We start from the raw sequence: 25376 nt of genomic DNA, 5'->3' as shown, positions 1-25376 counted from the left end.
GCCGCCGGTCAGGTCAGCGCCATGACCACTGCAGGCCGACACTGGCGCGGCGGCCCGGGCCGGGCTCGTAGTAGCGGCCATTGCCATCGTTGACGATGACCGAGCCGATGTAGGCCTGGTCAAGCACGTTCTCCAGCCGGGCGAAGGCCCGCAGCTCGCCTCCGGGCAGCCGCCACTGGCGGCCCCCTTCCAGATGCAGCAGGGCGTAACCCGGCGCGCGTTCGTCGGCGAGGTCGTTCACCACGGTATCGCTGCTCGCGGTGGCCTCCACCGCCCACTGCCAGTCCGCAGGCGTCCACTGCAGGCGGGCGAAGGCCTGCTGGCGTGGAACACCCGGCAGGCGGCTACCGGCATCCACGCGGGTATCGGGCACACGGCAGCCGCTGCCGGCACAGGTCAGATAGGGCGACCGCACCTGTGCCTGCAGCCAGGTCCAGGCCAGCTGCAGTTCCAGCTGCTCGGCCAGCGGCTGCCGGTACTGCAGTTCGATGCCCTGGCGCCGTGTACGGCCGATGTTGCGGTAGGTGCTGCGGCCACCGATATTGCTGGCAACCGCCAGCTCGTCGTCGGTATCTGCACGGAATAGGCTTGCATCCAGCTGCATTCCATCCTGTGCATGCCATTTGCTGCCGATCTCCAGCGTGCGGCTGCGCGCCGCCGCCAGATCCAGCGCCAGCCCGGCCTGGCCGTCGGCGCGATAGCCCAGTTCATTGAAGGTCGGTGTCTCGAAGCCACGGCCCACGGCGGCATGCAGGCGCCACTGCGGGTGGGCTTCAAAGCTGATCCCGGCCACGGGTGTGGTGGCCCGGTAGCGGCGGTGGCCGCTGTCGTCCGGGTTGCGGTCGGTGATGTAGCGGTCGTCCGATTCGAAGCGCACGGCACTGTGCCGCACACCGGCCAGCAGCGACCAGCGCGGACTCCACTGCCACCAGGCCTGGGCGAACTGGTCCACGTTCTGCACGATGTCGATCTGGTCGCGGCGCAGGCGCCCGCGCACGCCCAGCGTGCTGCCGACGAAGTTCTCGTAGCCGGTGCGCTGCTGGCGCTGGCGGTCCGCACTGAGCCCGGCGACCAGGTCCAGCGGTCGGTCGGCCACCTCGCCCTGCCAGCTCCAGCGCGCGTCCAGGCCGCCATAGCCACTGTCCAGGTCGATCACACCGCCGGCATGCAACGGGTTGGCCTGGGCCGTCGGCGGGATCGCCAGATACTGGGTGACCGAGCGCTGGCCGGCATAGCCCATCAGCTGCCACCGCTGCGCGCCGGCCTCGCGGCTCCAGCGCAGGCCGGCCTGCTGCTGGCGCACTGATTTGCGGGTGTTGTACTGATGAGCGACGGCGGTGGCCTGGCGCGGGTCGGCCGCGACCTGCGCGCGGGTCAGACCCAGCGGATCCTGCGCATCGGGCGCATCCAGCGCGTTGAGCAGCAGCTCCAGCCGCCCGCCTGCCAGTTCGCCGCCGACGCGGGCGTTGAGCGATTCGCGCCGGGCACGGCTGTGGTCGCGCCAGCCATCGGTACTGAAGTGGTTGGCCGCGATGTTGTAGTCCAGCACCTGACCCGCGCCGCGCAGCTGCGCACCCACGCTCAGGGTCGTGTCCGCGCCCGCGCTGAGCCGCAGCCGCCACGGGTCGCCCGCCCGGCCCTGCGCGCTCCACACCTGCAGCACGCCACCGGAGGAATTGCCGTACAGCGCCGAGAAGGGTCCACGCAGCACCTCCACGCGTTCGGCACCCAGCAGGCTGGCGTGCGACAGCTGGCCCTGCCCATCGGGCATGGTCGCCGGCACACCGTCGATCAGCACGCGTACCCCGCGCACGCCGAACGTCGAGCGGGCGCCAAAGCCCCGGATCGACAGCTGGGTGTCCTGCGCGAAGTTCTGCCGGTCGCGGGCCAGCAGGCCCGGCACCCCGCCCAATGCTTCGGACAGCTGCGCCCCGGTGCCGGGGCGGTCAGCATCGATCCAGACCGTGTCCTGGCTGGCGGGCAGGGCGAACGGATCGATCCCCTGCACACGGGCTGCCTGCACCTGCACCGGGGGCAGGGCGGTCGTGGACGGCTCCGCCATCGCGACCAGCGGCGACAGCAGCAGGGCAGACAGGGGCAGGCGATTGCGGCGTGCGGGAGGATTCATGATTCAGCTTGATGGATCGGTCGGCAACGCACGCCATGGTACGGGGCCGCGGATGACGATGGTGGCGGCCAGCCCCGGCAGGCTTTGTTACGATGGGCCGTTTTCGGCCGAAATGCCGCAAGCCGCGTGGCGCAATTCCTCCCCCTTTCCGTCTACCGAACGAGTACCGCCGTGTCCTTCTTTGCAAACGTGGAACTGGTCCCAGGCGACCCGATCCTGGGCCTGACCGAGGCATACAACGCCGACAGCCGCCCGACCAAGGTCAACCTGGGTGTGGGCATCTACTACGACGAGAGCGGCCGCATTCCGCTGCTGCGCGCCGTCAAGCAGATCGAGCAGCAGCTCGCCGCCGAAGCCAAACCGCGCGGCTACCTGCCGATCGACGGCCTTCCGGCGTACACGCAGGCGACGCGTGAGCTGGTGTTCGGCAAGGATTCGCCGCTGCTGGCCGCAGGCCGCGTCACCACCGCACAGACCGTCGGTGGCAGCGGTGCGCTGCGCGTCGGCGCCGACGTGCTCAAGAAGCTGCTGCCGCACGCCACCGTCGCGCTGAGCAACCCGAGCTGGGAAAACCACCGCGCGGTGTTCAGTGCCGCCGGCTTCGAGGTAGTGGATTACACCTATTTCGATCCCGCGACCCACGGTGTCGACTTCGACGGCATGCTGGCCGACCTGCAGAAGCTGCAGCCGGGCAGCGTGGTGCTGCTGCACGCCTGCTGCCACAACCCGACCGGTGCCGACCTCACGGTCACGCAGTGGACGCAGGTCGCGCAGCTGCTCAAGGACCGCCAGCTGTTCCCCTTCATCGACATGGCCTACCAGGGCTTCGACAAGGGCATCGAGCAGGATGGCGCCGCCGTGCGCATCATCGCCGAAGCCGGTATCGACAGCTTCATCGTCGCCAACTCGTACTCCAAGTCGTTCTCGCTGTACGGCGAGCGCGTGGGTGCACTGTCGATGGTGGCGCCGACCGCCGCCGACGCCAAGGCCGTGCAGTCGCAGGTCAAGCGCGTGATCCGCACCATCTACTCCAGCCCCTCCACCCACGGTGCAGCGCTGGTGGCCGGTGTACTGACCAACCCGGAACTGCGTGCGATGTGGGAGCAGGAGCTGACCGAGATGCGCGAACGCATCCACGCGCTGCGTCAGGGCCTGGTCGAGAAGCTGGCGGCCGCCGGCGCCCCGCAGTTCGGTTTCATCAACGAGCAGGCGGGCATGTTCTCCTACTCCGGCCTGAGCCGCGAGCAGGTCGAGCGCCTGCGCGACGAGTTCGGCATCTACGCCGTCGGCACTGGCCGCATCTGCGTGGCTGCGCTGAACCAGAACAACCTGGAGTATGTCGCCAAGGCCGTGGCCACCGTGGCCAAGGGCTGAACCCACGCTCCAGTGGCTTGAAGACAAAGGCGCCGGAAGGCGCCTTTGTTTTTGCAGCGTGTCCTGCATCGCCTCCCCTTCCCACGAGCCTCGACAAAAGGAAGGCGCTACGAGCGCATCTGGAAACGATTACGCCTTCCCGCGCTCACGCACGCAGCGGCCAGACGGGCGACAATAGGCGTTTTCCCGCTGCCGAGACCTGTCCGCCCATGTCCCGTACCTCGTTGACCCGCTTCCTGATCCAGGAACAGCACGCCGGCCGCATCAATGCCGACCTGCGTCAGCTGATCGCGGTCGTCGCCCGCGCCTGCACCAGCATCTCCATCGCCGTCAGCAAGGGCGCCCTCGGCGGCGTGCTCGGCGACGCCGGTACCGGCAACGTGCAGGGCGAGGCGCAGAAGAAGCTGGATGTCATCAGCAACGAGATACTGCTCGAAGCCAACGCCTGGGGTGGCCACCTCGCCGCCTGCGCCTCGGAGGAAATGGACCACAGCCAGCCGGTGCCGGACATCTACCCGCGTGGCGATTTCCTGCTGCTGTTCGATCCCCTCGATGGCAGCTCCAACATCGACGTCAACGTCTCCGTCGGCACCATCTTCTCGGTGCTGCGCTGCCCGACCAACGTCGAACTGCCGGGCGATGACGCGTTCCTGCAGCCGGGCAGCAAGCAGATCGCGGCCGGCTACTGCATCTACGGGCCGAGCACCCAGCTGGTGCTTACCGTGGGCCACGGAACGCATGCCTTCACCCTGGATCGCGAGAAGGGCGAGTTCGTGCTGACCACCGAGAACATGCAGATTCCGGCGGCCACCCAGGAATTCGCCATCAACATGTCCAACCAGCGCCACTGGGAAGCACCGATGCAGGCCTATGTCGGCGATCTGCTGGCCGGCAAGGAAGGTGCGCGTGGCAAGAACTTCAACATGCGCTGGATCGCCAGCATGGTGGCCGATGTGCATCGCATCCTGACGCGCGGTGGCATCTTCATCTATCCGTGGGACCGGAAGGATCCGTCCAAGGCCGGCAAGCTGCGCCTGATGTACGAAGCCAACCCGATGGGCCTGCTGGTCGAGCAGGCCGGCGGTGCCGCCTGGACCGGCCGCGAGCGTATCCTCGACATCCAGCCCGACCAGCTGCACCAGCGCGTGCCGGTGTTTCTCGGCTCGCGCGAGGAAGTGGCCGAGGCGGTGCGCTACCACCACCAGCACGACGCCGCACAGGCCTGAGCGGCGCACTGCGGCCACGCTCATGGCAGTTCGATGACATGACCGTGGGGTGACACCGACGGCGGCAAACGGCACCATCAAGCCCTTGCCGCCGAAGGAATGCACGCATGCACGAGCAGGGCCCGGTCGATTTCATCGAAGTCATCCACAACGCGGTGCCCACGGAGGTCTGTGCTGCCATCGTCGAGCGCCTGCGTGCCACCCGCGGCCTGATGCCAGGTGCCGTCGGCAGCGGCGTGTTCCCGGAACTCAAGCACAGCAAGGACCTGCGCATCAGCGGCCTGGAGGGCTGGCAGGACGTCGACGTACAGCTGCAGCAGGCCGTGTTCAAGGGCCTGCTGACTTATCTACGCTGTTATCCACAGGCGCTGATCGCACCGTTGATGTTGCAGATCCAGGACAGCGACGGTCAGCCGCGACGCCTGTCGGCCGAGGACTTCCCCGACATGCCGGAGCAGCAGTTGGCCGACTTGGCGCGCACCTGCCTGCGCCCGGGCGCGATCAACCTGCAGTGGTATGCCGCAGGCGAGGGCGGTTACCCGTACTGGCACTGCGAGCTGTACCCGAAGGATGCGCAGGCCGAGACGCTGCACCGGCATGTGCTGTGGACGCTGTACCTTAACGATGGATTCGACGAAGGCGAAACCGAGTTCCTGTTCCAGGGCCGCAAGATCGCACCGCGTACCGGCAGCCTGCTGATCGCTCCGACCGCCTTCACCCACACCCATCGCGGCAACCGGCCGCAGGGCGGCGACAAGTTCATCGCGACGAGCTGGATTCTGTTCCAGAGTGCGCAGAAGTTGTTTGGGGGTGGGTGAGGCATCACTGATTTATCACCCCATCAGACGGTGAACCCACACCATATGGTGTGAAGTTCCAGTCGCAGCACCGACCGCAGTCTTGCGATGTTGGCAATCGATGCTCGGCGGCGGCAGATTCATCGCAACGAACTGGACCCCGCCCGGAATACGCAGAAGCTGTCAGTGGGGGGGGCACCACCAGGAGCTACGTGCTTGGCGTGTGCGTTCGCCCATATCGCTCCGGTCGCCTGTCGGCGATGAGCACTTTGGCGTTCCGCAAATGGAAAAGCATGGTCGGCGTCCAAATGAGGCTGGCAAGGATGAGTGCTGCAGCTACCCATAGCCACTGTGCGGTCAAAATTCCCGCAACAAGGACAATACCAATGGGCGCCACAGAAACCAAAGCGATTACGTAGCAGATTGCATATTTAACGTGGCCCAGCTCCGAAACGATTTCGGTTCCGCAGCTACTGCATTCGGTCCTTACCTTCTTCTCGATCGAACGGCGAAGCGGAAAGCCCTGCCCCGGAGCACCACAACTAGGGCATGAAAATTTGAATGGGGATTTCAATTGCATATCTCCTCTCCCACTACAGCCGCAGCCGCCAATGCGCCAGAATTGTTGTGTGCTGCTTTGATTGCAGAAGCGCGCAGAAGTAGTTCGGTACTGGGTGAGACGTCACGGACAGCCCCGAATATGTTCTGGCAGGTCTGTGATTCTGCCATTGCCTACTGGAGAGCCGTCGAGCAATACATGTCGCTGTTCCTGTTCGACTCCCAGTAGATCCCGCCATACAGCTTGACGATCCGCCCCTTGACGGTCAGCTCCACCGAGCGTGCCAAGCGGCCATCGCAGAACACCATCAGGCGGTATTCGGTCTGCTGTCTGTCCATTTTCACTTGCCACTTGTTCTCTGCTGCCTGCTTCAAGAAGAAGGCAGCGACCTGCTCTGGATCAGATTCGAGCTCAGCATCGAAGACCACCGCCAGGAAGGTGACCTTCTGCAGCATCTGGACATCAGCCGGAGGGAATCCAGAAGGCAACACGAACGTCCTGGCGGCCCCGCGCAAATCTGCTTCCGTTGGCTTCCCATTCCAATCTCCGCCTCCTATCGAACGGCCCATTGAGAGGTAGGTCGCACCTATCAGGACAGCCACCGCCACGTACAGCAGCGACCGGAAAAACGATTTGGTCTTTACCATCCACTTCCCCAACTGCCGTCTCTCTCCGAGATCGGACATGACTCTGTTTTCCCTTACTTTTCCGCAGATAAAATCTTGCAGTTTGTCAGCGCAAGAATCGCGAAGAACGCCACCGTCATACCAATGAGCTCAAACTGAATTGAGTCCGGATGACGCTTGCAGGCTTCAAACGCAGGAACGTCCCCCACATGATCAAGGCACTCTCTGACAAGACGGTAGAGCGACGACGCCCTACTGTAGAAATAGACCAAGGCGCCGACACTTGTAGCCCTCGCCGTCAGAAGAAAGATCTTTACAAACTTGGCATTATTCACAATTTTCTTCCAGATTTCTCTCGCATACCGTGAGAACAGTTGCTGCGATAGCACTTGCATATCCAGGTCTCGAGAGCTTCGATAATGGCCGCGCGACTGTTTCATGACTTGATGAAATAAATTACGTGGGGCTTATTTGTGACATTCGCAAGCAGCAGGCGACATGCGAGATCATCGCGCCTAGCAATAGCAGCCCGACAATTTTCATCCGCCACCCAGCCGATCAGCGGCTGGGCGGCGCCTGATCGACCAGAGCTTCGCGAGCTCTGTGAGCACCAAGGCTGCAGCTAGGACCCACGAGTGCTGGCTGACAGCGCCGGTGTATTCCAGAAAAAATAGCGACGGCATGAACAAGAAAATTCGGAATGGAGATTGAGTAAAGGCGAGGCGTCGCCCTGCATTGCTCCCCCTGATCAACAGATATCCGGACGCAACAAAAGAAGCCAGTAGAGCTACGCTCACCGCAGAAACAATGACTGGAAATACGCTTCCATACATTTGCTGCGCTTTGATCGCATCAGATATGTCCGAAAGAACTGGAACCCTCCCCTGGTAGACGTTTGCTCCCGCCATGAATGCCAAACCAATGACATCCATCCAGCCCCATAACATCAGCCAAATCGTAGTGTCAGTATTTCTCCCGCCTTCGGACCTCACGGCCCCACTCCGGGTTTTTGCATAGGCTCTACAATAATCATGTTGGTTTGATCTGGCACTTCTGATTTCCAGTGGTAAGACTAGCCACCAACTGCCCAGCTGTCCGGGCCACAAACGAATTTTCGCGTGATCCTGCGCTGCGTACCTTCTTTTGTATCGCGAGGGCGCTCACCGCCTTTCTTCTGGTCTTCAGGACAGTCAGTCTTCCACTCCTGAATGATGTCCCTCTTTGTATTCAGAAGCTCGTTGGATTGGATCCCGGAATGTTTGATTCCATTCAATCGGAGACTCTGTCGTAGTCTCATCTCAGCCACGGCACCATTTAATTCAACAACCGCTGATCTTGCTCTGCCTGTCGATCAGCGGCGCTTGCATTCCAGATCGTTCTGGCACAAAAAGACTGGCATTGATCTGTTGGCCCCCATCTGGCAAGCGGCTGCTCAATCTGCAACTGGGCATCGGCCTTCGCTTCATCAACGTTATCGATCCGCCTGCACGAAGCGCCTAATTCCTTGCTGCGCTCAGCTCGTGGCTTGCACGGGATCGCCAGGCATATCCCGCCTCCCTTGCCCGGAATGCTGCCGTGAGTACCGCCCGTACCAGCTTCGACCATATCAGTCCGAAGCCACTGTCAACGATTCCCTTGTCGTCGAGAGCTTCCGAGTGAGCGCCATCTGTACAGAATGACGGCTGCCGCCACCCCGAATATCGCCATGCCAAGACCTACCACTTCCCTTGCCCCAAAGACTTCGCCTGACAGAAGTCTGCCAATAGTCACCACAAGGAAGTTCACCGGGAGCATCACAAGAAGCGCGATGCCAAGCCAGAAAAGCGCTTTCATAATGTTTGCTTTCCAAAATCGCAGAGGCGAAGCAGGGTCCGTCACGTTGTCCTTCTACCCTCTGGCGGCTTCGTCCGGGTCTGAGGAAGTGGATAGTAATCTGGAGTTCACACAGTTGAACAGAGCGATGTGTGCCGTCGCGATGTCGTACCCGTCGCCGGGGCGCAGATCGCGATCACGGTTTTCCCCACGCGTTCCGCGGTAGCTACTTCAGAACAACGACCCCTGAGGCGAATCCACCTTCGGCGGCAGCGGCTTCTGGAAGCGGCTGCAATCCAGTTTCGGCCAGTGGCTGTTCTGGGCGTCGAAGCCCAGGCGCTTGCGCGCCAGCTTGAAGCGGTTGTTCAACAGATCCGCATAGACCCCCTGGCCACGCATGCGCGTGCCGAAGCGGCTGTCATAGTCCTTGCCACCGCGCAGCTGCTGGATGGTGCTCATCACGTGCGCAGCGCGATCCGGATGGTGGGCGTCCAGCCAGTCGCGGAACAGCGGCGCAACCTCCAGAGGCAGGCGTAGCAGCACATAGCCGGCAGTGCGCGCACCCGCCTCGTGCGCCGCTTCGAGCACGCTTTCCAGTTCACTGTCGTTGATCCAGGGAATCACCGGCGCGACCATCACGCCAACCGGAATGCCCGCCTCGTGCAGACGCTTCATCGCGCGCAGGCGCGCGTGCGGTGCAGAGGCGCGCGGCTCGAGCTTCGCCGACAGGCGTGGATCCAGCGAGGTCACCGAGAAATGCACGCTGACCAGGTTCTCTGCCGCCAGTGGCGCAAGCAGGTCGATATCGCGCTCGACCAGCGCGTTCTTGGTGATCAGCGAGAACGGATGCTTCGTCTCCAGCATCACCTCGATCAACTGACGGGTCAGCTTGAACTTGCGCTCGATCGGCTGGTACGCATCGGTGTTGATGCCGAGCGCGATCGGTTGCGGGACGTAGCCTGGCCGGGACAGCTCCTTGCGCAGCAGCTGCGGCGCATTGGTCTTGGCAAACAGCTTGGTCTCGAAATCCAGGCCCGGCGACAGGTTCAGATAGGCATGCGACGGGCGCGCGAAGCAGTAGGAACAGCCGTGCTCGCAGCCACGATACGGATTGACCGACTGGCTGAAGCCTACGTCCGGGGACGTATTGCGGCTGATGATGCTGCGCGCGGTTTCAGCGCGTACCTCGGTGCGCAGACGGGGGGCCGCGAACTCTTCGCTTTCATCCACGTCCCAGCCGTCGTCCACCGCCTCGCTGACGGTGCTCTCGAAGCGCCCGGCAAGGTGGGAGCTGGACCCTCGGCCTTTGATCGCGATACCCATGTGGGTAGCCTACGCCGCTGCCGTCTCAGCGGCTGCGACAACAGTATTGGCCCCGCCGGGCAGGGTCCGGCGCTACCTCAGAGCAGCGCCAGATAGCCCCGAACGGTCGCATCCAGCCCGTCATACAGGGCCTCGCCGATCAGCGCATGCCCGATCGAGACCTCCAGCACCTCCGGCACGTTCGCCAGGAAGTCACGCAGGTTGTCCTGCGACAGGTCATGGCCGGCATTCACGCCAAGCCCCACGGCCTGCGCGCGGCGCGCGGCCGTGGCGAACAACGCCAGCATCGCTGCGGCGTCGCCTGCGGCGTGCGCTTCGGCATAGGGTCCGGTGTACAGCTCGATGCGATCGGCGCCGACCTCGGCCGCCTGTTCCAGCAGCGGGTTGCCGGCATCGACGAACAGGCTGACCCGGCAGCCCATCGCCTTCAGCTCGGCCACCAGCGGACGCAGGCGCTCGCCGTCGCGCTCGAAGTCGAAACCGTGGTCGGAGGTGATCTGGCCATCGCCGTCCGGCACCAGGGTGGCCTGCGCCGGACGCGTCTGCGCGCACAGCGGCAGCAGCCCCGGGTAGCCGTCGCGTGGCGGTGCGAAGGGATTTCCTTCGATGTTGAATTCGACGCCACGGACGCGGGTCAGCGTGGACAGCGCAAGCACGTCCTCGGCGGTGATGTGGCGTCGATCAGGTCGCGGATGCACGGTGATGCCATGCGCTCCGGCATCCAGGCAGGCCTGGGCGGCACGCACCACATCGGGTTCGGCACCACCGCGCGAATTGCGCAGGACGGCGATCTTGTTGACGTTGACACTGAGCTGGGTCATCGAACGGTACTACTTGGAAAGAGGGGACGGATCGTGTTCGTCGCGTTGATCCGCGCCACGGGCCTCGGCCTGCTCACGCAGGCGGCGCAGTTCATCGGCATCGATCAGGGTTGAGGGATCACTCTGCAGATCACCGAACCGGGCCACGTAGCGGCCACGCACCCAGGCCAGCAGGAAGGCGAGGGCCGCCAGCAGCGCCAGCGCCATCAGCCCCGGGCTTGGGGTTTTCAGCGCGAAGGCGAAACAGCCCAGCGCCGGCAGCAGGTACAACCAGTACATAGTCAGGCTCCCCGGATGATCGCCGCAGTGTAGCGCCGCCTTACAGCAGCGGCGAGGCCAGGCGCGCGAAAGCCTCGGGCAGGCGTTGCAGCCACAGCGAGCGGGCCGCGGCCTGGTCGTGCACGCGGGTAGCGCGCTCGAACTCGGCCTCCAGCAGGCCCGCCAGGGCGGCCACCCGCTCGCGGTCGCTGATCATCATCGACAGTTCGAAGTTCAGGCGGAAGCTGCGATGGTCGAAGTTGGCACTGCCGACGATGCAGACGTCGTCGTCGGCGATGAAGGCCTTGGTATGCAGCATGCGGGGGCCGTACTCGTAGATCTTCACCCCGGCGTGCAGCAGCTCGTCGAAGTAGGACCGTGCGGCCTGGGTCACGAACCAGGAATCGCTCATCTTCGGCACCAGCAGGCGCACGTCCAGTCCCCCCAGCGCGGCCGAGGTCAGTGCCATCCGCGCGGCTTCGCCCGGCACGAAGTAGGGCGTGACCAGCCACACGCGCTCCTGCGCTTCCTGGATGGCCGCCACGTGGAGCCGGTGGATGGTCTCCCAGCCCGAGTCCGGGCCGGACACCAGCACCTGTGCGTTGATCGAGCCTTCGCCGCGGAGCGGCATGTCCGCCGGCCACATCCGCGCGATGTCGAAATGCGAGTGGTCCTGACCGCTGGCGTAGAGCCAGTCCTCGGCAAACACCAGTTGCAGGCTGCGGACTACGTGACCGCGGATGCGCATGTGCAGGTCGCGATAGGCGTTGGCGTTGCGGCTCTCATCCTCGTCATCGGTGATGTTGATGCCGCCGGTGAAGGCGAGGCGGCCATCGACGATCACCAGCTTGCGGTGGGTGCGCAGGTTCAGCCACGGTCGCTTGAAGGGCTTCAGCAGCTGGCGGGGATGGAACCAGACCGCTTCACCGCCGGCGTCGAGCAGCGGCTGCAGGAAGCGTCGCGGCACCGCGGACGAGCCCACTGCATCGAGCAGCAGCCGCACCTGCACGCCGGCGCGGGCACGTTCGACCAGGGCATCACGCAGTGCGGTTCCGGCATGGTCGGGATTGAAGATGTAGTACTCCAGATGCACGTGGTCACGCGCCTGCGCCACCGCTTCCAGCAGCGCGGCATAGGTCGCCGCGCCATCGACCAGCCAGGTCACTTCGGTGGCACTGCTCGGCGCCAGTCCGGTGGTGGCCTGGGCGATCTTGGCCAGCTCGGTGCAATCGGCATCGGGCGGGCAGACGTCGCTGTAATGCTCCATCCCCGATCGCGCGCGGCCACGACGCAGGCGCTGCCGCTTCACCTTCTGCGGACCGAGCAGGTAATAGATGAAAAGGCCGAGGTAGGGCAGCAGGGCCAGCGACAGGATCCAGCTCAGCGTGGCTACCGGTTCGCGCTTCTGCAGCATGATCCAGCCCGCCAGCGCGAGCAGGTACAGCAGGTAGGCCACGGCCAGGATCGAACCCAGGTGGGCAATGCCATCAAGCCAGTGGCGGAGGGAGTCGAAGAGGGCGAGCATGCGCCGATCATAGCGGGCGCGTGAAGTCAGAGGGGGTCAGATCCCTTTTCCGCAGGGAAAGGGATCTGACCCCGTCGGGCTTCGCAGGCACAAAAAAAGACGCCCCTGTCTCCAGGGGCGTCTGCAGTCGCGTCATGACTGTTGTGTTGCGGTATTGCGTTTACTGCTGTACGAAGCCGATCTTCTTCATCTGAGCATTCTTCGCGGCAGCCAGAACCTTGGCCATCACGTCGTACTCGGAATCCGGGCTTGCATCGATCCGCAGTTCCGGCTGGTTGGTCGGGTCACGCTGGACCTCCTGTTCCATCCGCTGCTGCAGCTCGCTGGTGCTGATCGGGCTGTTGTTCCACGAGACCTGGTTGCTGGCGTCGATCTTCAGTTCGATCGGCGGCGGCGGTTCGACCAGCTGCGGCGGTGGGTTGAGCACGCGCTGCGGCAGGTCCACGGCGATCGGGTAGGTCATGATCGGCGCGGTCACGATGAAGATGATCAGCAGCACCAGCATCACGTCCACGAGGGGCGTGACGTTGATGTCGGCCATGGGGCCCTTGCCACCACCACTACTGAATGCCATGGCTTATTGCCCCTTTTCTTTGGTCGCGACGAAGCCGACGTCCAGCATGCCCTGCTCCTGCGCGACCTTGGTCAGGTCGTTGATGACGCGCATCTTGGTGGTGCGGTCACCACGCAGGTTCAGCGGCGGCTGCGGGGTCTGCTGGGCGGCGGTCGCCAAGCGCGACTCGAGCGTCTGCTTGGTGATTTCTTCGTCGTTCCAGTAGATCGAGCCGTCTTCCTTGACTGCCAGGGTGATCGGACCGGAGCGCTTCTCGGCGTCATCCGGATTCTGGATCAGGTTGGCTTCCGGCAGATCCACCTTGACCTTGTGGGACATCAGGGGCGCCGTGATGATGAAGATGATCAGCAGCACCAGCATCACGTCCACGAGGGGCGTAACGTTGATGTCGGCCATGGGGCCGCCGCTGTTACCACTACTGAAAGCCATAACGGGCTCCGTCTAGATCTTGATGACTACTTGCTTCGTCGCGGGTGGAAGCGCGCCGCAATCAGCGGACGCGCGAACCGGTGGCGAAGAAGTCGTGCAGGTCGTGCGCGAAGGTATCGAACTTGCTGATGGTCGCGCTGTTGATCTTGCTGAAGAAGTTGAAGGCGAACACGGCCGGGATCGCGACGAACAGACCGATCGCGGTCATGATCAGCGCTTCACCCACCGGGCCGGCAACGGCGTCGATCGAAGCGGAGCCGGTGGCACCGATCTTGATCAGCGCGCCGTAGATGCCCCACACGGTACCCAGCAGACCGACGAACGGAGCGGTCGCGCCGACGGTGGCCAGCAGGGTCATGCCCGACTGCAGCTTGTTGCTTTCGCGGGTGACGGCCTGACGCAGGGCGCGGTCGACGAATTCCGAACGGCTCAGGTTCTCACCCAGGCCACCGGTACCGCCGCCTTCAGCGCGCTGGTGGTGGGCAGCTGCCTGGGCAGCGTCCAGGGCGATCTTCGAGAACGGCTCCGAAGCCGGCTGCTCTTCCATCGCACGGATGGCGTCCTGCGCGTTCGGGGTGTCCCAGAACAGGCTGACGACGCGATCGGCAGCGCTCTTCAGGCGGGTGGCGCGGAAGATGTTGATGACGGTCCAGTACCAGGACATGGCCGACATGATCACCAGGGTCAGCAGCACGACCCAGGAAACAGCGAAATCACCCGGCTTGGTGGTCATTTCGTGGATCAGGTGCTCGAAGCCCATCTGCGACAGGGCGTTGGACGGATTGCCCCCGGCAGCAGCGGCGATGAAAATTTCCTGCAGCATGACGCTTACCTTTGTTGTGTGTGGTGATAAAGGGTGTAGCTAAGCTAAACAATCGAACCGGAGCGGGGGTGGCCCGAAGCCACCCGAACGCATCAGTTCAGCGCAAAGTTGACCGGGACGCGAACGCGACCTGCCGTCTTCTTACCGCCAGATTCAGCGGCGTTGAAGCGCCACTTGCGTGCTGCTTCCATCGCAGCACGGTCCAGGTCGCGGTTACGGCTGGACTTTTCCACCGTGACATTGGTGACGTTGCCGCTGGCATCGACATCAATGATCAGGATCACTTCACCCTGGATACCAGCGCGGAATGCTGCCGGCGGATAACGCGGGGGATTCATCGCCTTGGACGAGATGTCCACGCTGGCCTCGATCGACGCCGGCGGGCTTGGCGGCGACGGCGGGGTCGGCGGAGTGACGATATCGTTCGGACGCGGTTCCGGCACGTCCACGACCGGCGCCTGCGGCGGCGGCGGGACCGGCGACGGCTTCGGCGGCGACAGATTCTTCACCGGCGGCGGCGGAGTATCTGTCGGCGGCGGCGGCGGCGGCGGCGGGGGCGGCGGCGGCGGTGCGTCGACGATGGTCACCATCACATTGCGTTCCTTCTCCGCAGCGGCCTTGGGAGCCACGGCAGGGATCAGAAGCATCATGAAGGCGGCCAGATGCAGGGCGATTACAAACGCGATGCCGACGATGCGAGGCCAGCTCAGCCCCTTGTCATCGGGTTGTTCGTACCGGTGAACGACTAGTTGTTCCGTCATGCGCCAAGAGCTCAATAGTGGGGCCGGGATGCCGGGGGCGGAATCCCTGATCAGCGGTGCATGACACCGCAGGAACCTCCAAGCTTATACCAATCCTGAGCGCCTGCGCATCAACTGAGCAGGCGTTCAGGCGTTATTCCTACTTACTTCAGGTTGATGATTTTCTTGGCATCAGCCTGGTTCTTCACGCCCTTCGCCAGCGCCTGCTGGGCGGCCTGCTTGGCCTCGGGGACGCGACCTTCGGCATGCAGGACGCGTGCCAGGTTCAGGTAGGTCTCACCGTCCTTGGACAGCGGGGCGGCCTTCTGCCACGCATCGATCGCCTGCGGCACCTGGTCGGAGTAGTAGTAGGACTGGGCCAGCGCCAGGTAGACCTGGTAATCCGGCTTCAGGATGCCCTTCTGCAACCCTTCGTTGATGACCGCGATGACGTCCTTTTCCTTGTTCTCGGTGTTGGCATAGATCGAGTACAGCTGCTTGTACTCGCGCTCTTCGGTGAGCTGGCCGCTGCTGCGCAGCTTGTCCATCACCGCGGCGGCCTTGGGCATCTGGTCGGCCTGCATGTACATGTTGGCCAGATTCAGCTGCGCCTTCTTGTCGTTAGGGTTCTTCGCCGCCAAGGCCTCGGCGGCCTGCACGGCTTCACCGGTCTGGCCGGCCTCGGACAGGGCGGCCATCAGCAGCTGGTTCCAGCTGTCCTTCGGCTCGGTGGAGCCGGCGATGGCCTGCTTCAGCACCGGGATCGCTTCCTGGTAGCGCTCCAGCTGGTACAGCGCCTGGCCCTTGGCGATCAGCTCGTCCGGCTTGGTCGACTTGCTCTCGGCGAAGTACTTGTCCAGGGTGGCCAGGCCTTCGGCGGTCTGGTCTTCCTGCAGCTGCAGCTGGCCCAGCATCAGCATCGACTGGAAGTGGCCGTTGTTGTCCAGGCCGTTGAACTGCAGCACCTGCTTCAGGTAGGCGATGGCGGCGGCGACATCGTCGGTCTGGTAGGCGGCCTGCGAAGCCAGCTGCGCGGCCAGCGACTTGTCGTACTCGTTCGCGGCGCTGTCAGCCAGGATCGCGTCGGCCTGGGTGCGGGTCTCCGGGAACTTTTCCTTGTTGTAGCTGTCTACCAGTTTCTGCAGCTTGCCACCCATCTTGGCCGAGGACTTGGCCGCCGGCTCCTGGCGGGTCGCATTGGGGTACAGCGGTTCGGCCTTGGCCTGCTTGCTGCTGCCGCCGCGGTTGCCACGGTCGGAGGAACGCGAGGACTGCGCGAGCGCATCGGTGACCACGGCGCCGGTCAGGGCGGTCGCGACGAGGACGGAAAGCACAGCTTTGTGTTTACGGAAAATCATCGTTCACCTCGATCGAACCGCCGGATAGCGGCAAAGTCGGACTGTCAGAAAAATCTGAGCCGCCAAACGTATCAGAAACAGATGGCGTGAGAAATCGTTTTATGTGCTGCAATACAGCATGAAACTGCGCACTCATCCGCACTTTGGTCGCAGTCCGGCCGCCTGCGCCTGCTGGTAGACCGGCATCAGGGCAGGGGAATCACGTCGCAGCTCCTGGATCCGGTTGGCCGGATCGGGGTGGGTGGACAGCCATTGCGGGCTGCGTCCGCCGCTGGCGGCCATCATGTTCTGCCACAGGTCCACCGCCTGCGCCGGGTTGAAGCCGGCCTGCGCCATCAGCCGCTGGCCGATCACGTCCGCCTCGCTTTCCTGGGTCCGCGAGCCCGGCAGCAGGAACGCCGTCTGTGCCCCCATGCCGCCGAGCTGGTTGACCGTGCTGGCCGCGCCTTCGCCATAGGCAGCGCCGGCCAGTGCGCCGAGTACCGCCAGGCCGGTCTGCGCGCCCATCTGCCGGGTGATGCGCTCCTCGTGGTGGCGGGCGATGACATGGCCGATCTCGTGGCCGATCACGGCCGCCAGCTGGTCCTGGTTCCTGGCTACGGTGAAGATGCCGGTGTTCACGCCCACCTTGCCGCCAGGCAGGGCGAAAGCGTTGGGTTCCTTGTCGACGAACACGGCGGTTTCCCACCGTACGCCACGGTATTGTGGAGGCAGCTGGGCGACCAGCGCGTTGACCACGCACTGCACGTAGCCGTTCTGCCGGCCGTCCGTGCTGATCTTTTCCTTCTGCTTCGTCTCGGCGAACGCCTGCGCGCCGAGCTGGTCAAGCTGTGCCTGCGAGACGCCACCGATCATCTGCCGCCGTCCGGTCGGCGATGTGGTGGTCGCGCAGGCGCTGACCAGGGTGGTGATGACAAGGGCCAGCAGCAGTTGTTTCATGGGTCCACCCCCGTGTTCATGAGCGCAGTGTGTATCGTCGCTGCTTAATCTTTCGTCAAGCGGACAGCCGTTACGTCGCGCCAAAGAACACCAGCGCCACCAGTGCCACGGCATTGTTCAGGGCATGTGCGGCGATGGCCGCCCAGAGCGTTCCGGTACGGCGGTACAGCCAGCAGAATGCAGCGCCCATGCCGCCGTAGACCAGCCACAGCTGGGCGATCTCGGCCGGGCCGTTGGCGCTGGTGCCGGGAATTTCATGGATCAGGGCGAAGGCAAGGCTGCTCAGTATCATGCCCAGCCAGGGGCGACCGGCCTGCCACAAGCGCCCGAACAGGACGCGCCGGAACAGCAGTTCCTCGTAGGCCGGCGCCAGCACCACCGCGAACAGCATCAGGAACAGCGGAAAGCGCGCGACCGCGTTCTGCATCAGTTCCACGTTGGTCGGCACCGGTTCGATGCCGAACTGCCGGGACAGGAAGGCGATGCCGTTGCTGCCCACTACGATCAACGTGGCCACCAGCAGCGTCCAGCCCCAGGTGGAGGGCCGGCGCAGCGCGTCACGCGACGCCTGGCGTTCGGCCGCATTGGCCGGTCGTCGCCAGAAATACAGCAGCAGGGCCGCGCCGCCGGTAGCGAACAGCGCCATCAGGATCTGCGCCAGGGCACCCGGCTGACCCAGTGCTTCGGTCAGGGTGCCGGGATCGGGCGCGGCGCCGTTGGCCTTCGCGTTTGCGTAGCCGACCATCATTCCGCGGTACAGGCCCCAGAACAGGCCACTGATCAGGCTCAGGCCGAACAGGGTGACGGCGGCGATGCCCAGATCGATGAAGAATCCCGCCAGCGGCGAAGCGGCGCGGGGGCGCGGCGGTCGCCGGCGGAACCGGCGGCGGTGCGGAAACCGGAGCGGAAGCGGACATCAGATACCTGCGATCAAGGGGCAAGGGCCGGCGCGCCTCCCCGCGCACCGGCCACGTCCCGATTGTGTCAGATATCCAGGTTGGCGACCTTCAGTGCGTTGTCTTCGATGAAGTCGCGACGCGGCTCGACGACATCGCCCATCAGGGTGCTGAAGATCTGATCGGCGGCCACGGCGTCTTCGATGCGTACCTGCAGCAGGCGGCGGGTATCCGGATTCACGGTGGTATCCCACAGCTGTTCCGGGTTCATTTCACCCAGGCCCTTGAAGCGCTGGATCTGGCGACCGCGCTTGGCTTCATCCAGCAACCAGTTCTGCGCCTTGACGAACGAATCGACCTCGATCGACTTGGCACCGCGGGTGATGGTCGCCCCCTCGCGTACCAGGCCATGCAGCAGCTTAGCTGCCTGGTGGATCGCGCGCAGTTCGCCGGTTTCCAGGGCCGAAAGCGGCAGCACCTGGATGTGCTCTTCGCCCATGTGACGTCGGGTCACCAGCACGGCCGCGGGGCGCTGTTCATTGGCCTCCTGCAGTTCCAGACTGAAACGCGGGCTGCCCAGGCTGCCCTGGTTCAGGCGCCTGGCCAGCGCGTCCAGGCCTTCACCTTGGCCGGCATTGCGCAGGGTGTCCTGTTCCAGTGGCATGAAGTCGACCAGCGCTTCGAGCAGGTTGCGATCGTAGCGATGCGCATTGCGTTCGATCGCGTCCTGCGCGGAGGCGTAGGCCAGCAGCAGCTTCTCCAGGGCAACGCCCTCGATGCCGGGCTCGCCGGCGGCCGGCACCAGCGACGCGTTTTCCACCGCGCTGCTGGCCAGATAGCTGTCCAGCGCCGGATCATCCTTCAGGTACAGCTCCTGCTTGCCCTGCTTGATCTTGTACAGCGGCGGCAGGCCGATGTAGACGTAGCCGCGCTCGATCAGCTCCGGCATCTGACGGTAGAAGAACGTCAGCAGCAGCGTGCGGATATGGGCGCCGTCGACGTCGGCGTCGGTCATGATGATGATCTTGTGGTAGCGCAGCTTGTCCGGGTTGTACTCATCACGGCCGATGCCGGTACCGAGCGCGGTGATCAGCGTGCCGACCTGGTCGGACGACAGCATGCGGTCGAAGCGCGCACGTTCCACGTTGAGGATCTTGCCGCGCAGCGGCAGCACCGCCTGGTTCTTGCGGTTGCGACCCTGCTTGGCCGAACCACCTGCCGAGTCACCCTCGACGATGAACAGCTCGGACAGCGCCGGATCCTTCTCCTGGCAGTCGGCCAGCTTGCCCGGCAGGCCGGCGATATCCAACGCGCCCTTCCGGCGCGTCAGGTCACGAGCCTTGCGGGCCGCTTCGCGCGCGCGCGCGGCATCGACGATCTTGCCGGCAATCGCCTTCGCTTCGTTCGGATTCTCCTGCAGGAATTCTTCCAGACGCTGGCCGAAGGCACTTTCCACGGCCGGACGCACGTCCGAGCTGACCAGCTTTTCCTTGGTCTGGCTGGAGAAGCTGGGATCGGGCACCTTCACCGACAGCACCGCGATCATGCCCTCTCGCATGTCATCGCCGGTCAGGTTGATCTTTGCCTGCTTGGCGATGCCGTTCTGCTCGATGTAGTTGTTGAGCACACGGGTCAACGCACCGCGGAAACCGGCCAGATGGGTGCCGCCGTCCTTCTGCGGAATATTGTTGGTGAAGCAGTACATCGTTTCCTGGTAGGAATCGGTCCACTGCAGCGCCACTTCCACGGTGATGCCGTTGGATTCGCCGCTGACCGCGATGACGTTCGGATGCAGCGGCGTCTTCAGCTGGGCCAGATGCTCGACGAAACTGCGGATGCCGCCTTCATAGTGGAAGTCGTCGCGCCGGCCATCGCCGCGTTCGTCCGCCAGCACGATCTTGACGCCGGAGTTCAGGAACGACAGTTCACGCAGGCGACGGGCCAGGATGTCGTAGTGGAATTCGACGTTGTCGTGGAACGCGACGGTCGACGGCCAGAAGCGCACGGTCGTGCCGCGCTTGGTGGTGCTTTCCAGCTTGGCCAGCGGGCTGACGGCAGCGCCGTTGCTGAATTCCTGCTGGTAATGGAAGCCGCCCTGGAATACGTCCACCAGCAGCTTCTGCGACAGCGCATTGACCACGCTGACACCCACACCATGCAGGCCGCCGGAAACCTTGTAGCTGTTGTCGTCGAACTTGCCACCGGCGTGCAGGACCGTCATCACCACTTCGGCTGCCGAGACTTCGCGGCCCAGCTTGGCGCTCATCTGCTCATGCTTGCCGACCGGAATACCACGACCGTTGTCGGAGACCGACACCGAACCGTCGGCGTGGATCGTCACCGCGACATGGTCAGCATGACCGGCCAGCGCCTCATCGATGGAGTTGTCGACCACCTCGAACACCATGTGGTGCAGGCCGGTACCGTCATGGACGTCGCCGATGTACATACCGGGACGCTTGCGGACAGCCTCCAGGCCTTCCAGGGCGGTGATGCTGTTGGCGTCGTAGTTGCCATTGTTTACCGGGGTGTTCTGTTCGTCGCTCATTGCGCTTGCCGTAGGCTCCGCAGGTCGGGCACCACAGGAAGCGGTGCGCCGAGAATGAAAGGATTGCAACCCGAATTATACCAGCCAGGGTCGAGCGGCCCTGTTGTACGCACTATGGCACAGCCACGATCTGTCCATGTTCCACGTGGAACCGGGTGATGTCAGTCAGCGCCTGCAGCGCGGCCGGCGTTTCGGTTGCCGTGACGAAGATCTGCGCCGGGCCGGCAAGCAGGCGCTCCAGCACCCGCGCCTGGTGGGTGCGATCCAGTTCGGAGGCCAGATCGTCCAGAGCAATGACCGGCCATTCCCCGCGCTGTTCCGCATAGTCTTCGGCCTGGGCCAGCAGACACGCCAAGGCCGTAAGTTTGGCCTGGCCGCGCGACAGCGCGTCCCGCCCTGGAATATGGCTGAAGTCCACGCTCCAGTCCGCCCGATGGGGCCCAACAGATGTATAGCCCGCCTGCCGGTCCCGCTCGCGTGCCAACAGCAGTGCATCGGCCAGCGGCAGTTCGTGGCGGCGCCATCCCGGACTGAGGTCCAGCGCCTGGATACCCAGCTGGGGGGCAAGACTGGCCGCCAGCGCGATGGTGCGCTCCTGCAGCCGCTCCAGATAACGCTGACGTCGGCTGGTCAACGGTTCGCCGGCCTCAGCCAGTTCGTGATCCCACGTATCGAGCATCCTCGCCGGCCCTCCCTGCTTGAGCAGGGCGTTGCGCTGCTTGAGCGCCCGTGAGTAGCGGCGCCACAGGGACAGAAAATCCGGTTCCACGTGGAACAATCCCCAATCCAGGAAACGCCGACGGGGCTCACCACCACCGCTGACCAGAGCATGGCTGCCCGGCTCGAACGTCACCACCGCCAGTGCAGCACATAGATTGCCAAGCTGGCTGACATCTTCACCATCCAGACGCCCCTTCCAGTCCTGTCCGCTATGGCGGAGACCGGCCTTGCGGCGGTGCGGCGATGACTGGCCGCGCTGTTCGTCCCATTCCACAAAGATGTCCAGCGCATCCTGGCCCTGGCGCACCAGGCCGTCGCGCACCCGACCACGGAAGCTGCGCCCGTAAGCCATCAGATGCAACGCCTCCAGCACACTGGTCTTGCCGGCCCCATTGTCGCCCGTCAGCAGATTCAATCCCGGTTGTGGCGACAGATCCACCACGGCGAAGCGGCGCAGATGGTGCAGGACGAGGCGACGGATCTGCATGGGGTGCGAAGGACCATCCGCACGAAGCGGTAGAGGGGCAGGGAATCCATCAGCTTACTGCATCGGTCAAGTCCGCCGTTGGCGTCAGGCTATCGCCCTGCAGACCATGGCGCGGTTGCGAACGTGTCCTGACCGGCTTACGGACGACGGCCCGCAAAAAACCTGCCGCATTTCCTTGAAATCTGCGCACCAACACCCGTGGCGGTTCCACAGATTTCAAGAATTTCAAGCCAGCGGTTTCACGCTATGCACAGCGGCCCGGTATTACTTATACACAAGGTATGGGCAATCTGTGGATAAAAAAGCCGCTTTGGCCCTGCCTGAAATCTATCCACAGGTTCCCCCCCAGCCCCAGGCGCCGATATGCAGGGGGTTTCAGCACATTAAAAACCAATAAAATCAACGAGATGACCCTGTTCTCCACGAAATCTGGCTCTACCATCACCACCAGGCTTTAGATTTATACCCAGATTTAGAAGCTAGGAAGGGCACACAGCGCCTGCAACGACGTCTGTGGATAGTCGCGTCAGCAACAGAAGCAACTACGCGGATCCGGGCAGGCAGAACAGCTATAGGGATCTGCCACACCGGGGACTGGCCCCTTGCAGCACGATGGAGAAACGGGATGCTCCACGTGGAACCCACCAAAAAAAACGCCCGGAACGTTCCGGGCGTCTTCTGGTTCCACGTGGAACAGCGCAACTGTCAGAGCCGCAGCGGCATCACCACATGGCGGGACTTCTCGCTGCTGGACTCACGCACCAGCGCCGACGAATTGGAGTCGCGCAGCTGGATGATGACCTCTTCGTCGCGCAATGCGGACAGGGCGTCCAGCAGGTAATTCACATTGAAGCCGATGGCCAGATCGCTGACGGTGGTATCGGCTTCGATCTCTTCCTGCGCCTCTTCCTGCTCCGGGTTATGCGCGCTGATCTTCAGGTTGCCCGGCGAAACTTCCACGCGGATGCCGCGGTACTTCTCGTTGGACAGGATGGCCGCACGCTGCAGCGAGGCGCGCAGTGCCTCACGGTCGACCTTTACCTCGCGGTCGGCACCAATCGGAATCACGGCTTCATAGTCCGGGAAACGACCATCAATCAGCTTCGAGGTGAACGTGACATCGTCCCGCTTAACGCGCACGTGGCTACGGCCCACCTCCAGCTCGATCTCCCGGTCGCCGCTCTCCAGGAGGCGCTGCAGCTCGGTCACGCCCTTGCGCGGCACGATGATCTGTCGCTTGGAGCCGCTGGGCTTGGCCAGATCCGTTTCACACAGGGCGAGGCGGTGTCCGTCGGTGGCCACCGTACGCAGCGCATCGCCACGCAGGTCGAACAGCAGGCCGTTGAGGTAGTAGCGCACGTCCTGCTGGGCCATCGCGAACGCAGTGCGTTCAATCAGCTCCTTCAGGGTCGCTTCGCCGATCGCCACGCGCTCGGTGGCCTCCACCTCGTCTACCGACGGGAAGTCGTTGGACGGCAGCGTTGCCAGGGTGAAGCGGCTGCGACCCGCCTGCACGGTGATCTTGTCACCGGTCTGCGAGACGGTGATCCGGCTGCCATCGGGCAGGGCGCGGATGATCTCGAACAGCTTGCGCGCCGGAATGGTGGTTTCGCCGTCCTGGGCATCTTCAACCGCGATCCGCGACACCATCTCCACTTCCAGGTCGGTACCGGTCAGCGAAAGCTGGCCGTTCTGCACCTGGACCAGGAAATTGGCCAGAACCGGAAGGGTCTGGCGGCGTTCGACCACGTTGACGACCTGTGCCAACGGCTTGAGAAAGGCTTCGCGCTGCAGTGTGAAACGCATGTGGTTCCGTGCCCCTATGCTTTAAAAAATGTGGAATAAATCAAAAGCTTGGTGGTGCTGGTAGAGACAGAATCGCTGGAAAACAACGTTAAGTCTTTGTAATAAAAAGGATTTCTGGCCTCGAAACCCTCTGTATTACCGCCCCCCAGAGGGTGGGGAAAGCTGTGGATAAATTCCACGCGTTGTCAGGCGCCTTTTTTATCCACAGCTCATCCCGCGCTTGCTACCGGATTCTGCACCGTTTTGTGCGATGACGCCTCATCGGCGTCCGTGCATCATTCGCTCAGCTTCCGGATCAGCTTGTCCCAGTCCTCGCGGAGCTTGCCGTCGGTTTCCATCAACGTCCGGATCTGACGGCAGGCATGCAGCACCGTGGTGTGATCGCGACCGGCGAATGCGTCGCCGATCTCGGGCAGGCTGTGCTCGGTCAACTCCTTGGTCAGGGCCATGGCGACCTGGCGCGGACGAGCCAGCGATCGGGTGCGGCGCTTGGACAGCAGATCCTTGATCTGCAGTCCGTAGTAGTCGGCAACGGTTTTCTGGATGTTGGGAATGCTGATCGCCTGCTGCTGGGCGCGCAGCAGGTCACGCAGGGTTTCCTGCGCGAACTCGGTGGTGATCGCACGGCCGGTGAAGTTGGCGCGGGCGGTCAGGGTATTCAGCGCGCCCTCAAGGTCGCGCACATTGGAGCGCATCTTCTTGGCGATCAGGAACGCAACATCATCGGGAATCTCCGCACCGCGTTCGCGCGCCTTGGCCAGCACGATCGCCGCACGGGTCTCGAAGTCAGGCGGTTCGATTGCGACCGACAGTCCCCAGGCAAGCCGCGACTTGAGGCGCGCTTCCAGCCCTTCGACCTCACGCGGGTACCGGTCACAGGTCAGGATGATCTGCTGCTTGCCGTCGAACAGGGCGTTGAAGGTGTGGAAGAACTCTTCCTGGGTGCGATCCTTGCCGGCGAAGAACTGGATGTCGTCGATCAGCAGCGCGTCGACCTGCTGGAACTGGCGCTTGAACTGATCCATGGTCTTTTCCTGCAAGGCCCGGATCATCGCGCTGAAGAACTGTTCCGAGCGCAGGTACAGCACCTTCGCACCCGGATTGGCCTGGCGCATGGCGTTGCCGGCGGCGAACATCAGGTGGGTCTTGCCCAGTCCGGTGCCTCCGTACAGCAGCAGCGGATTGTGCGCGCGATCGCCCGGTTTCTGCGCTGCCTGGAACGCAGCGGCGAGGCCGAGCTGGTTGCTGCGGCCTTCAACGAAGTTGGCGAAGGTGTAATGGCTGTCCAGATTGCCGGCGAACGGCACCTGGGGTTCGCTGGCTGCGTGTGCCGAATGCGTGGAAACCGGCGCGGTCTGCGCCTCTACCGGGCGCGGACGGGAGCCGATTTCAAGAAAAACGTCGCTGAATCCGGCGAAATGCGCCAGCAGCTCGCGGATGCGCGCCAGGTACAGCTCGCGCACCTGGTCGACGATGAAGGCATTCGGTGCATACAGCACCAGGCTGTCCACGCGCAGATCGGCCTGCAGCGGCTTCAACCAGGTGTGAACGTCTTCAGGCGGGAACTCCGCTTCGAGGCGTTCGAGACTACGGGACCAGGCATCCAT

At 63.7% G+C, this 25376-nt stretch carries 21 protein-coding genes and 1 pseudogene; 3 read left to right on the top strand and 19 right to left on the bottom strand.

What is annotated here, in order from left to right; all coding sequences use genetic code 11:
* Positions 1–13 precede the first annotated feature (13 nt).
* Positions 14–2128, bottom strand: coding sequence for a TonB-dependent receptor family protein (locus ACZK08_RS00110; protein WP_065182128.1), 2115 nt, complete (start codon positions 2126–2128; stop codon positions 14–16).
* 171 nt (positions 2129–2299) lie between these two features.
* Between ACZK08_RS00110 and ACZK08_RS00105 the strand changes: the two genes are divergently transcribed.
* The 3 genes from ACZK08_RS00105 to ACZK08_RS00095 all read left to right on the top strand — a co-directional run bounded on the left by ACZK08_RS00105 (position 2300) and on the right by ACZK08_RS00095 (position 5546).
* Positions 2300–3502, top strand: coding sequence for an amino acid aminotransferase (locus ACZK08_RS00105; RefSeq protein ID WP_053516086.1), 1203 nt, complete (start codon positions 2300–2302; stop codon positions 3500–3502).
* A 209-nt stretch (positions 3503–3711) separates the two neighbouring features.
* Positions 3712–4728, top strand: coding sequence for a class 1 fructose-bisphosphatase (locus tag ACZK08_RS00100; RefSeq protein ID WP_053516088.1), 1017 nt, complete (start codon positions 3712–3714; stop codon positions 4726–4728).
* A 107-nt stretch (positions 4729–4835) separates the two neighbouring features.
* Complete coding sequence (locus tag ACZK08_RS00095) at positions 4836–5546, top strand: 2OG-Fe(II) oxygenase (protein WP_065182129.1); 711 nt, start codon at positions 4836–4838, stop codon at positions 5544–5546.
* A 711-nt stretch (positions 5547–6257) separates the two neighbouring features.
* On the opposite strand, the gene ACZK08_RS00090 is transcribed toward ACZK08_RS00095, so the two are convergent.
* The 18 genes and pseudogenes from ACZK08_RS00090 to dnaA form a co-directional block, all read right to left on the bottom strand.
* Entirely contained in the window at positions 6258–6770 is a 513-nt protein-coding gene (locus tag ACZK08_RS00090) for a hypothetical protein (RefSeq protein ID WP_231107768.1), read from the bottom strand.
* Positions 6771–6784: 14 nt separating this feature from the next.
* On the bottom strand, positions 6785–7150 hold the full coding sequence (locus ACZK08_RS00085; protein WP_155761034.1) for a hypothetical protein: 366 nt from the start codon (positions 7148–7150) through the stop codon (positions 6785–6787).
* Positions 7151–7249: 99 nt separating this feature from the next.
* Complete coding sequence (locus ACZK08_RS00080; RefSeq protein ID WP_155761035.1) at positions 7250–7657, bottom strand: hypothetical protein; 408 nt, start codon at positions 7655–7657, stop codon at positions 7250–7252.
* A gap of 1096 nt (positions 7658–8753) precedes the next feature.
* Positions 8754–9845 carry a PA0069 family radical SAM protein gene (locus tag ACZK08_RS00075; protein ID WP_053517206.1) on the bottom strand — a complete coding sequence of 364 codons (1092 nt, stop codon included), beginning with the start codon at positions 9843–9845 and terminating at the stop codon, positions 8754–8756.
* Between the two features lie 77 nt (positions 9846–9922).
* Positions 9923–10666 carry a pyridoxine 5'-phosphate synthase gene (locus ACZK08_RS00070; protein ID WP_065182131.1) on the bottom strand — a complete coding sequence of 248 codons (744 nt, stop codon included), beginning with the start codon at positions 10664–10666 and terminating at the stop codon, positions 9923–9925.
* Positions 10667–10675: 9 nt separating this feature from the next.
* A complete protein-coding gene (locus tag ACZK08_RS00065) occupies positions 10676–10945 on the bottom strand; it encodes a hypothetical protein (protein ID WP_053517208.1) in 270 nt (89 codons plus the stop codon).
* A 40-nt stretch (positions 10946–10985) separates the two neighbouring features.
* Positions 10986–12449, bottom strand: a complete 1464-nt coding sequence (cls, locus tag ACZK08_RS00060) for a cardiolipin synthase (RefSeq protein WP_065182132.1) — start codon at positions 12447–12449, stop codon at positions 10986–10988.
* A gap of 160 nt (positions 12450–12609) precedes the next feature.
* A complete protein-coding gene (locus ACZK08_RS00055) occupies positions 12610–13023 on the bottom strand; it encodes an ExbD/TolR family protein (RefSeq protein WP_053517211.1) in 414 nt (137 codons plus the stop codon).
* 3 nt (positions 13024–13026) lie between these two features.
* Positions 13027–13452 carry an ExbD/TolR family protein gene (locus ACZK08_RS00050; RefSeq protein WP_053517212.1) on the bottom strand — a complete coding sequence of 142 codons (426 nt, stop codon included), beginning with the start codon at positions 13450–13452 and terminating at the stop codon, positions 13027–13029.
* A 61-nt stretch (positions 13453–13513) separates the two neighbouring features.
* Positions 13514–14275, bottom strand: a complete 762-nt coding sequence (gene exbB / locus ACZK08_RS00045; RefSeq protein WP_053517213.1) for a TonB-system energizer ExbB — start codon at positions 14273–14275, stop codon at positions 13514–13516.
* 92 nt (positions 14276–14367) lie between these two features.
* The gene (locus ACZK08_RS00040; protein WP_053517215.1) at positions 14368–15036 is read right to left on the bottom strand and encodes an energy transducer TonB; all 669 of its coding nucleotides are present in this window, start codon (positions 15034–15036) and stop codon (positions 14368–14370) included.
* Between the two features lie 143 nt (positions 15037–15179).
* Positions 15180–16373, bottom strand: a complete 1194-nt coding sequence (locus ACZK08_RS00035) for a tetratricopeptide repeat protein (protein WP_053517216.1) — start codon at positions 16371–16373, stop codon at positions 15180–15182.
* 132 nt (positions 16374–16505) lie between these two features.
* The gene (locus ACZK08_RS00030) at positions 16506–17312 is read right to left on the bottom strand and encodes a M48 family metallopeptidase (protein WP_053517217.1); all 807 of its coding nucleotides are present in this window, start codon (positions 17310–17312) and stop codon (positions 16506–16508) included.
* A 70-nt stretch (positions 17313–17382) separates the two neighbouring features.
* Positions 17383–18229: pseudogene (locus ACZK08_RS00025) on the bottom strand (lysostaphin resistance A-like protein).
* A gap of 67 nt (positions 18230–18296) precedes the next feature.
* Positions 18297–20756 carry a DNA topoisomerase (ATP-hydrolyzing) subunit B gene (gene gyrB / locus ACZK08_RS00020; RefSeq protein WP_065182134.1) on the bottom strand — a complete coding sequence of 820 codons (2460 nt, stop codon included), beginning with the start codon at positions 20754–20756 and terminating at the stop codon, positions 18297–18299.
* Between the two features lie 112 nt (positions 20757–20868).
* Positions 20869–21963 carry a DNA replication/repair protein RecF gene (gene recF, locus ACZK08_RS00015; protein WP_065182135.1) on the bottom strand — a complete coding sequence of 365 codons (1095 nt, stop codon included), beginning with the start codon at positions 21961–21963 and terminating at the stop codon, positions 20869–20871.
* Positions 21964–22668: 705 nt separating this feature from the next.
* Positions 22669–23769: a DNA polymerase III subunit beta gene (gene dnaN, locus ACZK08_RS00010; RefSeq protein ID WP_005411731.1), complete on the bottom strand. Its 1101-nt coding sequence runs from the start codon at positions 23767–23769 to the stop codon at positions 22669–22671.
* A 275-nt stretch (positions 23770–24044) separates the two neighbouring features.
* The gene (dnaA, locus tag ACZK08_RS00005) at positions 24045–25376 is read right to left on the bottom strand and encodes a chromosomal replication initiator protein DnaA (RefSeq protein WP_053517222.1); all 1332 of its coding nucleotides are present in this window, start codon (positions 25374–25376) and stop codon (positions 24045–24047) included.

Source organism: Stenotrophomonas sp. 112478_Sma (genome assembly GCF_056479905.1).
This window is presented reverse-complemented; position numbering and strand designations above follow the sequence as displayed.